9 protein-coding genes and 1 tRNA gene are annotated in these 10,156 nt (G+C 62.9%); 8 read left to right on the forward strand and 2 right to left on the reverse strand.

Going from position 1 to position 10,156, the window contains the following annotated elements:
* Nucleotides 1-66 precede the first annotated feature (66 nt).
* Nucleotides 67-141 (forward strand) — tRNA-Cys (locus LJE63_12960).
* Nucleotides 142-666: 525 nt separating this feature from the next.
* Here the strand turns inward: LJE63_12960 and LJE63_12965 are convergent.
* Complete coding sequence (locus LJE63_12965) at nucleotides 667-3,132, reverse strand: glycogen/starch/alpha-glucan phosphorylase (GenBank protein ID MCG6907516.1); 2,466 nt, start codon at nucleotides 3,130-3,132, stop codon at nucleotides 667-669.
* Between the two features lie 809 nt (nucleotides 3,133-3,941).
* Between LJE63_12965 and LJE63_12970 the strand changes: the two genes are divergently transcribed.
* On the forward strand, nucleotides 3,942-4,106 hold the full coding sequence (locus LJE63_12970; GenBank protein ID MCG6907517.1) for a hypothetical protein: 165 nt from the start codon (nucleotides 3,942-3,944) through the stop codon (nucleotides 4,104-4,106).
* Nucleotides 4,107-4,261: 155 nt separating this feature from the next.
* Here the strand turns inward: LJE63_12970 and LJE63_12975 are convergent, their stop codons facing one another.
* Complete coding sequence (locus LJE63_12975; GenBank protein MCG6907518.1) at nucleotides 4,262-4,711, reverse strand: OsmC family protein; 450 nt, start codon at nucleotides 4,709-4,711, stop codon at nucleotides 4,262-4,264.
* Nucleotides 4,712-4,997: 286 nt separating this feature from the next.
* On the opposite strand from LJE63_12975, the gene LJE63_12980 reads away from it, so the two are divergent.
* From LJE63_12980 to LJE63_13005, 6 genes are all read left to right on the forward strand, one after another.
* A complete protein-coding gene (locus tag LJE63_12980; GenBank protein MCG6907519.1) occupies nucleotides 4,998-5,933 on the forward strand; it encodes a TIGR00730 family Rossman fold protein in 936 nt (311 codons plus the stop codon).
* A gap of 167 nt (nucleotides 5,934-6,100) precedes the next feature.
* Complete coding sequence (locus LJE63_12985) at nucleotides 6,101-6,403, forward strand: hypothetical protein (protein ID MCG6907520.1); 303 nt, start codon at nucleotides 6,101-6,103, stop codon at nucleotides 6,401-6,403.
* Nucleotides 6,393-7,835 carry an MFS transporter gene (locus LJE63_12990; protein MCG6907521.1) on the forward strand — a complete coding sequence of 481 codons (1,443 nt, stop codon included), beginning with the start codon at nucleotides 6,393-6,395 and terminating at the stop codon, nucleotides 7,833-7,835. The genes LJE63_12985 and LJE63_12990 overlap by 11 nt, the downstream gene beginning before the upstream one ends.
* Nucleotides 7,836-7,992: 157 nt before the next feature.
* Nucleotides 7,993-8,181 carry a hypothetical protein gene (locus LJE63_12995; protein MCG6907522.1) on the forward strand — a complete coding sequence of 63 codons (189 nt, stop codon included), beginning with the start codon at nucleotides 7,993-7,995 and terminating at the stop codon, nucleotides 8,179-8,181.
* A gap of 151 nt (nucleotides 8,182-8,332) precedes the next feature.
* Nucleotides 8,333-9,649, forward strand: coding sequence for a M18 family aminopeptidase (locus LJE63_13000; protein ID MCG6907523.1), 1,317 nt, complete (start codon nucleotides 8,333-8,335; stop codon nucleotides 9,647-9,649).
* Entirely contained in the window at nucleotides 9,646-9,912 is a 267-nt protein-coding gene (locus LJE63_13005) for a hypothetical protein (GenBank protein MCG6907524.1), read from the forward strand. Before LJE63_13000 ends, LJE63_13005 begins: the two co-directional genes overlap by 4 nt.
* The last annotated feature ends 244 nt before the right edge of the window (nucleotides 9,913-10,156 follow it).

Below are 10,156 nucleotides of genomic sequence, written 5' to 3' on the forward strand. Positions count from 1 at the left end.
GTAGAGTGCGACCTTGCCAAGGTCGAAGTCGCGGGTTCAAATCCCGTTTCCCGCTCCATTTTTTTTGGCGGCATAGCCAAGTGGTAAGGCAGAGGTCTGCAAAACCTCCATTCACCAGTTCGAATCTGGTTGCCGCCTCCACGACAATATAAAAGGCCTGCGAGAGGAATCTATCCCGCAGGCCTTTCTTATTTCGGTCCCCGCGGCCGTCTTCCAAAGAAGCTGGGCATATCGCTTCGGCACCTATCTTCCTTCCAAAAAGCGTTTTAACCCGCCGTGCTGCGGCGTTTGTCAGAAAGGAACCTTTACGGGTGCCCCGGGGATAGGTCGGGATTCACAAGTCCCCTTGTTCTTTGTTCATTTTCTTTTGCGGAAAAGAAAATGAAGCAAAAGAAACCGTCCGTGTCCCGGGGCCCTGCGGGCTGCCCTGCGCTTCTCGCAGCCGACGAGCCCTGTGGAACTCGCTTGCGCTCAGACAGCCACAGGGCCTTTATCGCCGGCTGCTGCGATGCTCGGCCCGGGACGATGGGACATAAATCGTCTGCCTCAACAAACGGTTGAGATAAGGCTGAGGTCTTCGAAAAACCCCATACCTGCGTGGATTAGCGGTGAGTTGCTGAGAAGAACCTCGTAGAAAAGGCCCCCCGTCTTGGGCCGTCGGCCTTTTCAGCCTTTCAGCGGTTTGATCTTCCAGATTTTTGCGGCGTACTCCGCAACCGAGCGGTCGCTGGAAAATTTTCCCATCTGGGCCGTGTTTAGAATGGAGCGCCGGGTCCACTCGGCCGGGTCGCGAAAACACTGCGCGACCTTCTCCTGGGCCGCCAGATAGGCGCGGAAATCGGCCAGGACCAGGTAACGGTCGCCTTCCACCATCAGCGCGTGCCAGATCGGTTCAAAAAGCGCCGGCGCCTCGGGCGAGAAATGGCCCGTGCGGATGGCATCCAGGGCCTGCTTGAGCTCCGGGTCGCCGTGGTAGTAGTCCCACGGTTTGTGGCCTGTCTGGCGCCGCTGCTCCACCTCTTCGCTGGTCAGCCCGAAAATAAAGATGTTCTCGGCCCCGACCTCCTCCCGGATTTCGACATTGGCGCCGTCCAGGGTCCCGATGGTCAGCGCCCCGTTGAGGGCGAATTTCATGTTGCCGGTGCCCGAGGCCTCCATCCCGGCGGTGGAGATCTGTTCGGAGAGGTCCGCGCCCGGCACGATCTTTTCGGCGAGAGAAACCGAATAGTTGGGCAGAAAGACCACCTTGAGGCGCTGGCTGACCAGTGGGTCGGCGTTCACGGCGGCAGCCACGGCGTTGATCAGCTTGATGATCATCTTGGCCAGGGCGTAGCCCGGGGCGGCCTTGCCTGCGAAAATGACCGTGCGCGGCACCATATCACGCTCGGGGTCCAGGCGGATACGGTGATAGAGTGTGATGACATGCAGCAGATTGAGCAGCTGGCGCTTGTATTCGTGGATGCGCTTGATCTGGACGTCGAAGAGGCTGTCGGGGTCGGTCGCCTGGCAGGTCAGGCGCTGGATTTCATCCGCCAGGCGCTCCTTGTTGCGGTGCTTGATGCTGCGCCAGGCCGCCTGGAAATCGGGATCTTCGGCTAGAGGCAGCAGGGCCCGCAGACGGTCGAGATCCCCCACCCAGCCTGGGCCGATTTTGGCGCTGATCAGCTCGCAGAGCTCCGGGTTGGTCTGTACGAGCCAGCGGCGCGGGGAGACGCCGTTGGTGACGTTGAGGATGCGCCCCGGGAAAAGCGCGTCAAACTCGCGGAACAGGGTCTTCTTGAGAATGCGGGTGTGCAGCTTGGCCACCCCGTTGACCGTGTGGCTGCCGACGATGGCCAGATGGGCCATGCGCACCAGGCCGGCATGCACGATCGAGAGGCGATCCAGTTTGCCGGTGTCACCGGGGTAGCGCTGGGCGACCGCCTCCAGAAAGCGGCGGTTGATTTCATAGATGATCTCGAGGTGGCGCGGCAGCACGCGGCCCAGCAGCTCCACCGGCCAGGATTCCAGCGCCTCGGGCAGGACGGTGTGGTTGGTGTAGGCGAAGGTCTGCTGGCAGATCCGCCAGGCATCGTCCCAGCCGCAGCCCTCCTCGTCCAGCAGCAGGCGCATGAGCTCGGGAATACCGATGCTGGGGTGGGTGTCGTTGAGCTGAACGGCCACCAGCTTGGGGAACTCGGCGAAATCGGTGTGTTTTTTCTTGAAGCGGCGCAGGATGTCCTGGAAGGTGGCCGCCACGAAAAAATACTGCTGCTTCAGACGCAGCTCGCGTCCCTGCGCGATTTCATCACTGGGGTAGAGCACCTTGGAGATGTTTTCGCTCATAACCTTGGCCTCCATGGCGCCCATGTAATCCCCCTGGTTGAAATCGGTCAGGTCGAAATCCCGGCTGGACATGGCGACCCACAGCCGCATGTTCATCACGTGATCATTGGCGTAGCCCGGAATCAGAATGTCGCAGGCCATCGCCATGATGTTGGCGGTGTCCACCCACCGATAGCGCAGCCGGCCGTTTTCGTCAGTAACCGGCACGGAGCGGCCGTAGAATTTGACTTCGTAAAGGTGGCGGCGGCGATAGATCTCCCACGGGCTGCCGTAGCGCAGCCAGTTGTCGGCGCGCTCCACCTGGTAGCCGTCCACGATTTTCTGGTAGAAGATGCCGTAGTCATAGCGGATGCCGTAGCCGTAGCCGGGGATTTTTAGGGTCGCCATGGAATCCAGGTAGCAGGATGCCAAGCGCCCCAGCCCGCCGTTGCCCAGTCCGGCGTCCCACTCCTGCTCGGCCAGTTCCGCCAGGCTGAAGCCGGTTTCCTTCATGGCCTCCCGGCACTCCCCGGTCATCCCCATGTTGACGATGTAGTTCATCAGAAAGCGGCCCGGTAGAAATTCCATCGACAGGTAGTACACCCGCTTGGAAACCCGATCGTAGATGGACCGCTGGGTTTCGATCCAGCGCCGGATCAGTCGATCCCGCATGCTGTAGGACAGGCCTTTGTAATAGTAGAACTTGCGCGGCGGGTGGTAGTCGTTTCCCAGCGTGGACATGATGTGCCACTGAATGTCCTCCAGCAGTGGGCTGGCAGGTGTGGGCCGCTTGGGAATCGGGGGAAACGGGGTGTCTTTTGGGGTCATCTTGAACTCCTCCCCCGGGGCCGCCTGAGGGAGCCCCGCGGCGGGCGGCAGGTGGTGCCCGGGCGTTTGGCGTAGGGTCGTTTTCGGGCGGCCGCCGGTGAAACCGCCTGCGACGCGATCAGGCGCTCACAACAGGCCGATAGGCCGGCTTCAGTATAGCACTTTTAAAAGGAGGTGCAAGCGGCTTGTGGACCGCTTCAGGCCAGGCGGTTCAGGCCCGCCAGGGCATGATCCCATCGGAGCCTGGGGCGGGAGCGGGCAAGCGGGGTGCCGCTGCGTCGATCCAACAGGTGGTGCGGGCCTGGACGGTGAGGGGCGGTTGGGAGCATATTCAGCCGCGCCCACCGTGACAGCGGCAGCAGAGGCTACTGGAGTTGGGAATAGGATATGAAGGGGATTAACATCACGAGTAAAAGGGCCAGAACAACGAGCAGCCGTTTCACCCCGTCGATCAGCTTGTCCATCTGACTTTCTTTCTTCGGCAAAGGAGAAAATTGTTCCAAAAGGGCGTCATTCAGTATCCGGCGCTTGATCTTGTCCGCATAAACTCCGTTCTGAACTGAATCGGTTTATCGACAGACCGCCGGTGATTCTTGAAGAAAAGCTCTTTAGCACTTCAGACGGTCAAAAGCAAACCCTCTCTTGGCGATTTGCGCCATTTTTTCCCCCAATTCCTGGGCTCTGCCCGCGCCCTGGTCTTTTCGTCACACCCCCCCAAAAAAAAATGGCGCTTGTGACCGGATCTGTCACAAGCCCCTGATAGGGTTGCGCCAGAGCTTGCCCAATCACCCCTGGAAAAGGAGGCGCAGATGAAGAAGACCAGAAAACAGCCCGAGATTTACGACTGCCTGGAGTACCACGGCAGCACCGCGGTGGAGCGCATCCGCAAGCTGGCCGGACGGGTCATCTGGCGGGAGTGGGTGTTTTTCGACTCTGCCAGAGAAGCCCGGGAATACTACTGCGGTAATGCCTGAAAGGAGGAGGGGATGCTGAGTGCGATTCTAAACGGCCTTCTGGACGTCGTTGGCATGTTGCTTTGGGTGGCCCTGGCCTTTCTGCTGACCCTGGTGCTGGGAATGTGAGTCGCCCCCCGGAGGGGGCCCCCCGGCCCCCCCGGCCCCCCGCCGTTTCAGGCGTCCTGAGGTCTGCCGGCGGCCGCAGCCCCGCCGGCATCGGCCGGCACGATGCTGAAGGAGGTTGTGATCCGGGCGATGCCGCGGACCGTGGCTGCCACCGAACAGTATTTTTCGACCGAAAGGGCGATGGCGTCCTGGACCGCCTTGTCCTTCAGCTCCTGTCCTGAGATCCGGAAGTGGAGGTGAATGCTGCGATATGGCCACGGCGGGTCCGGCTCGCGCTCCCCGTCAACACTGATCTCCAGCATCGATACCGGGCGTCGCTTTTTTCTGAGGATTTCCACCACGTCGACGGCGCTGCAGGCGCCCAGGGCGACGAGCAGCATTTCCGAGGGGCGCACCCCCGCGGCCGCTTCGTCGCCCGACAAAACGACACTGTGGCGGTTGCTGTCCATTCCGACAAACTGCATCCCGCTGACCCAGCGGACGGTTGTTTTGGGCATGACGGCACTCCTTGGTTGCAGGTTGGTTTGACGGCCGCTTGCATGTCAGGGTGTAACCGGGTAAAAGAGATCGGGCCGGCCCCGCCCTGCCGGCGGCTACAACCCCACGAAATATAAAGAAGCGAGCCAGTAAAAAGTCAAAATCTAGACGGTTTCGAAAAAAGCGCCAAGTTACGGCGCGCAAATCTCAGCGGCGTGCGGCGTACTACTTTACGTCGCAGCGACTTCGAGATGCAGCGCAACGCAGGAATTGGCCTTTTTGCGGAACCGTCAGAAAAGGCGTCCCATGACCGCTCCACGAGTCAAGAAAACCCCTTTCCCCTCGGCCCATGAAGATGCCCGGGCGGCGCAACTGCATGTGGATTCGCCCCAGTGCCGCGCGTCCTCATACACCCTGGCATACCAGGACACGGCATTTCTGCTGCGCGACGAGCTGCGGCCGGTGAGGCTTCAGCTGGAACTGCTGAAACCCGAGCTCGTGCAGCAGGAAAACCAGATCGATTCCACCGTGGTTATTTTCGGCAGCGCCCGCATCAAAGCGCCCCGGGAGGCCCGCACCGACCTGGCCGCGCTGCAGGCCCAAGCGGACCAAGACCCGTCGGATGCCGTGCTGGCTCGCCGACTGGCGCGGGCCCGGCGAAATCTGGACAACAGCCGCTACTACGAAGAGGCCCGTAGGCTGGGGCGCTTGATATCACGCAGCACCGCAAACGGGCGCATGGTGGTGGTTACCGGCGGCGGCCCCGGGATCATGGAGGCCGCCAATCGGGGGGCATACGAATCCGGTGCGGACAGCATCGGCATGAATATCGTATTGCCCTGCGAGCAGGCGCCCAACCCCTATATCACGCCGGAGCTCTGTTTCCAGTTCCACTATTTCGCCATCCGCAAAATGCACCTGCTGATGCGGGCCAAGGGGCTCGTGGCCTTTCCGGGCGGCTTCGGCACCCTGGATGAGCTGTTTGAAACCCTGACCCTGATCCAGACCCGCAAGGTGACGCCGATCCCGGTGCTTCTCTTCGGTCGGGCCTTCTGGGAGCGGGTGATCAACTTCGACGCGCTGGTCGCGGCCGGCACGATTTCGGCGGCGGACCTCGAGATTTTCCAATTTGTCGAAACCGCCCGCGAGGCTTGGCAGATCATCTCCAGCGCCAATGGCATTGATGTTCCGGCGGAGGACGCCCCCGGCGCTGACCCCGCGCCGAAAGAGCATCCGGATTGACGGGTACCGGATTAAACCGCATCTTGACACGGTATGTCAATTCCCCCCGCAGAGAACCGCAACCGTCCCGACGGAGGTTTCCGGCCGTGACCGGACAGGGGCCGGGCTTTGCGTTAAACCCGATACTCGGTCGGCACCTGTGGCCGATACAGTTCAAAGGAGCCAATATGAAACCTACTTTGATGCTGCTGCTGGCGGCCGCGCTGACCGCCATCACGCTGGGGGCTGGGTGTTCCGGTCACCAGCGCTACCACGCGGCTGAACTGCCGGATCCGGCGAAGTTCAACGCCCATTTCGGCGATCTGGACGATAGCGGCGATGGCCAGCTCACCCGGGAGGAGTTCCAACACCATTTCCCCGGCAGTCACGACAGCGTTTTCAACGCCCTGGACCTCAATGCCGACGGGGTGGTGGATCACGAAGAGTGGCATCGGTTCAAAACCGCCCACGGTTTGAAGCATGGCGGCTGATGGGGTCCGCCGCAGCCTGAAAAGCGGCCCGCAAGCCGCCGCTGACGGCCCCGCCGCCGGTGCCGCGATTAAAAGGGCCGCGCTGGTGGTGGCCGCCGTGAGCTCCTTTCAGACCCCTTTCATGGTGTCCTCGGTCAACATCGCCCTGCCCGCCATGCAGCGGGAGTTCGGCGTCGACGCCGTGCTGCTGAGCTGGGTGGCCACCGCCTATCTGCTGGCCGCGGTGGTGGCCCTCGTGCCGTTTGGCAAGCTCTCGGACGTTCTAGGGCGCAAACGGGTCTTTCTGTGGGGTACCGCGCTTTTTTCGGCCGCCTCCCTGTCATGCGCCTTTGCCCCCGGGATGCAGTGGCTGATCGCCTTGCGGGTGGCCCAGGGCGCGGGCAGCGCCATGATTTTCGCCACCAGCATGGCGATTTTGACCTCGGTCTTTCCCCCCGGGGAGCGCGGCAAGGCCCTTGGCGTGGCGGTTGCCGCGGTTTACTGCGGCCTCTCCTGCGGCCCCTTTCTGGGCGGGCTTATGACTCAGCAACTGGGCTGGCGCAGTATTTTCCTGGTCAGCCTGCCCTTTGGGGCGGCGGTCATCCTGCTGACCGTGACCCGCCTGAAGCCCGAGTGGGCGCCGGCCCGGGGCGACCCCTTCGACTGGGGCGGGGCTGTGATTTACGCCCTTGCGGTGACCGCCGGGATGTACGGCCTTTCCCTGCTGCCGGCGGCATCCGGCTTGGGGTTCGTGCTGGCAGGCGCCGCGGGGTTGGCGGTTTTTACCCTCTGGGAGCTGAAGGCGCCCGCACCGGTCTTCGAGGTCCGCCTCTTCCGCGCCAACCGGGTGTTTGCCTGCTCGTGCCTGGCCGCCCTGATCCACTACAGCGCCACTTTTGCGGTGACGTTTCTGATGAGCCTCTACCTGCAGTACATCCAGGGGCTCTCCCCCCAGAAGGCTGGCGTTATCCTGATGGTGCAGCCGCTGGTGATGGCCTTCTGCTCACCGCTGGCGGGAAGGTGGTCCGACCGGGTGGAGCCCCGGGTGATCGCCTCCGCGGGGATGGGCCTCACCGCCGCGAGTCTGCTGCAGCTGGCGATGGTGGACGCGCAAACCGGCCTGCCGGCGGTGGTGATCGGGCTGTTGCTGTTGGGGCTGGGCTTTGCGCTCTTCTCATCCCCCAACATGAACGCCATCATGGGCTCAGTTGAAAAGCGTTTCTACGGGATCGCCTCGGGGTCAGTGGGCACCATGCGGCTGATGGGGCAGATGCTCAGCATGGGGATCGCCACCGTGGTCCTGACCCTGATGCTCGGCCGGGTTCCCATAAGCCCCGCGACCTATCCGCTCTTCATCAGGAGCTTGCAGGTGAGCCTGGCGATCTTCACCGGCCTGTGCTTGGTCGGGGTGCTGCTCTCGCTTGCACGCGGGCGGCTGCACGCGGCCTCGTAGGCATTCCGGGGGGGCGGGGCGGCGGCAGATCCCTCAAGGGGTTTAAACCGCCGCAAACGGGTTTATATTGGCTTCGCGTCTTACGACAACCGCCGCCGCCGCGGCGGCCGCCAAAATGGCGGAAAGCGTTCACCTGTCATACATAAGGAGGATAACAATGCTCAGCACCGAAAAGATCTCACAGGCCTTCGAGGCCATCGCGGCAATCTGCGATGAGCTGCAAGATGAAACCGACATCGCCAAAGTTCAAGCGGCGTTAAAGACCATCCATTCCATCGCCAAGCACCAGAGCGACATCCGCAGCGCCCCCAAGGGAAGCTGCAAGGCCCATCCCAAAACCGCCTGAACGGCCGGCTGCGGCCGAAGGCCCGCCTGGCGGCCACAGCTTCCCTGGACTGCCGCGGGCCGGCGGTGCCTGGCCGGCCCCGGCGCCCGACGGTCGTACGGCGCGGGTGAAGCCGGCCGCCGGGCGAAAACCCCACGAAAGGCCCAAAACGATGAACACGGCACAGTTCAACCGGGGGCTCCTGGCGTTTCTGAAGGCCTCCCCGACCCCCTTTCACGCGGTCGCCGCCATGGCCCAGCGCCTGCTGGGCGAGGGCTTCAGGCGGCTTGACGAGGGTCAAGCGTGGCAGCTTGCGCCCGGCGGGCGATATTTTGTGACCCGCAACGACTCGGCCCTGGTGGCTTTTTCCCTGGGTGGCGCAAATCCCGCCCAAAGCGGGCTGCGGATGGCCGGGGCGCACACCGACAGCCCCTGCTTGAAGCTCAAACCGCAGCCGCTGCTGGTCGGCGACAGCTACTGCCGGCTCGGCGTGGAGGTCTACGGGGGGGCGTTGTTCGCCCCGTGGTTTGACCGCGATCTCTCCCTGGCCGGGCGGGTCAGCTGTTTGGGCGCCGACAACCGGCTGCACACCCATCTGGTGGATTTTCGCGACCCGGTGGCGGTCATTCCCAGCCTGGCGATCCACCTGGATCGGGAGGTCAACAAGCACCACGAGATCAACCCCCAGAAGGAACTGCCGCCGCTGCTGTTGCAGGACGAAAAACCCGAAAAGATCGATTTCCGCAGGCTGCTGCTGGCGCGCCTGCTGCAAGAAAAGCCGGACTGCGGTGCACGGGAGGTGTTGGATTTTGAACTGAGCCTCTACGATACCCAGCCGCCGGCGCTGGTCGGGCTCAACCAGGACTTCATTGCCGGCGCGCGCTTGGACAACCTCCTGAGCTGTTACACGGGGCTGATGGCCTTGACGGCGGCCGGCGGGCAGCAGCCCGCGGTGCTGGTCTTAAATGATCACGAGGAAGTTGGCAGCGCCTCCGCCGCCGGGGCTCAGGGGCCCTTCCTGAGATCGGTGCTAAGGCGCATCTGCCCGTCCGAGGAGGATTTCAGCCGCATGGTGAGCCGCTCCCTGCTGATTTCCATCGACAACGCCCACGGCATGCACCCCAACTACCGCGACAAGTACGACGACAACCACGGCCCACGGCTCAACCGCGGGCCGGTCATCAAAACCAACGCCAACCAGCGCTACGCTTCCAACAGCCAGACCGCAGCGGTTTTCCGCCTGCTGGCCAGCCGCCTGCGGGTTCCCGTGCAGGACTTCGTGGTGCGCAGCGACATGGCCTGCGGCAGCACCATCGGGCCGCTGACCGCCGCCGAAATCGGGGTCCGCACCCTGGACGTGGGGGTGCCGACCTTGGCCATGCATTCCATTCGGGAACTGGCCGGAAGTCGGGACGGGTTTTATCTTTTCAAGGTGCTGCAGGCCTTTTTTCGGCTGGCGGACATCCAAACGATCGTGGAGGACGGTTGAGCAAACGACCCCGCAGCATTGGGTACTTCGTCTTTTATCTACTTTTCTGGTCGGAGAGCTGGCGTGTGGTGTTGGGGGCGATACTGGCCCTGCTGCTGGCCCCGCGGATCGTACCGCCGCAGATGGGACGCGTGGCGGCGGTGATGGTCTGGGTCATGCTGGCCACCATCGGCTACTGTCTGGCAGGCTACCCGGCCCGCAAGATCGCGACCTTCTGGCAGCGCCTGATCCTGGGGTCGCAGAAACCCGGCCGACGCCGTTGAGGGGGCCGCCGGCAGCCGCGTGTTTTGTCGGTTCCGAAAAAACGTTTTACCCCGCGGCGCTGTGTTTTTGCGGAAAGGTGCCTTTACGGATACCCCGGGGATAGGGCGGGATTCACAACCGCTCGTTTTCTTTGTTCATTTTATTTTGCGGACAAGAAAACGAACCAAAAGAAACCGCCCGCGCCCCGGGGCCCTGCGGGCTGCCCTGCGCTTCTCGCAGCCGGCGGGCCCTGTGGAACTCGCT

Source organism: Desulfobacteraceae bacterium (assembly GCA_022340425.1).
Taxonomy (GTDB): Bacteria; Desulfobacterota; Desulfobacteria; order Desulfobacterales; family JAABRJ01; genus JAABRJ01.

Coding starts and splice junctions, on each gene's coding strand:
- LJE63_12985 (MCG6907520.1), top strand. CDS start 6,101: ATGAAACCTACTTTGATGCTGCTGCTGGCGGCCGCGCTGACCGCCATC.
- LJE63_12965 (MCG6907516.1), bottom strand. CDS start 3,132: ATGACCCCAAAAGACACCCCGTTTCCCCCGATTCCCAAGCGGCCCACA.
- LJE63_13000 (MCG6907523.1), top strand. CDS start 8,333: ATGAACACGGCACAGTTCAACCGGGGGCTCCTGGCGTTTCTGAAGGCC.
- LJE63_12970 (MCG6907517.1), top strand. CDS start 3,942: ATGAAGAAGACCAGAAAACAGCCCGAGATTTACGACTGCCTGGAGTAC.
- LJE63_12990 (MCG6907521.1), top strand. CDS start 6,393: ATGGCGGCTGATGGGGTCCGCCGCAGCCTGAAAAGCGGCCCGCAAGCC.
- LJE63_12995 (MCG6907522.1), top strand. CDS start 7,993: ATGCTCAGCACCGAAAAGATCTCACAGGCCTTCGAGGCCATCGCGGCA.
- LJE63_12980 (MCG6907519.1), top strand. CDS start 4,998: ATGACCGCTCCACGAGTCAAGAAAACCCCTTTCCCCTCGGCCCATGAA.
- LJE63_12975 (MCG6907518.1), bottom strand. CDS start 4,711: ATGCCCAAAACAACCGTCCGCTGGGTCAGCGGGATGCAGTTTGTCGGA.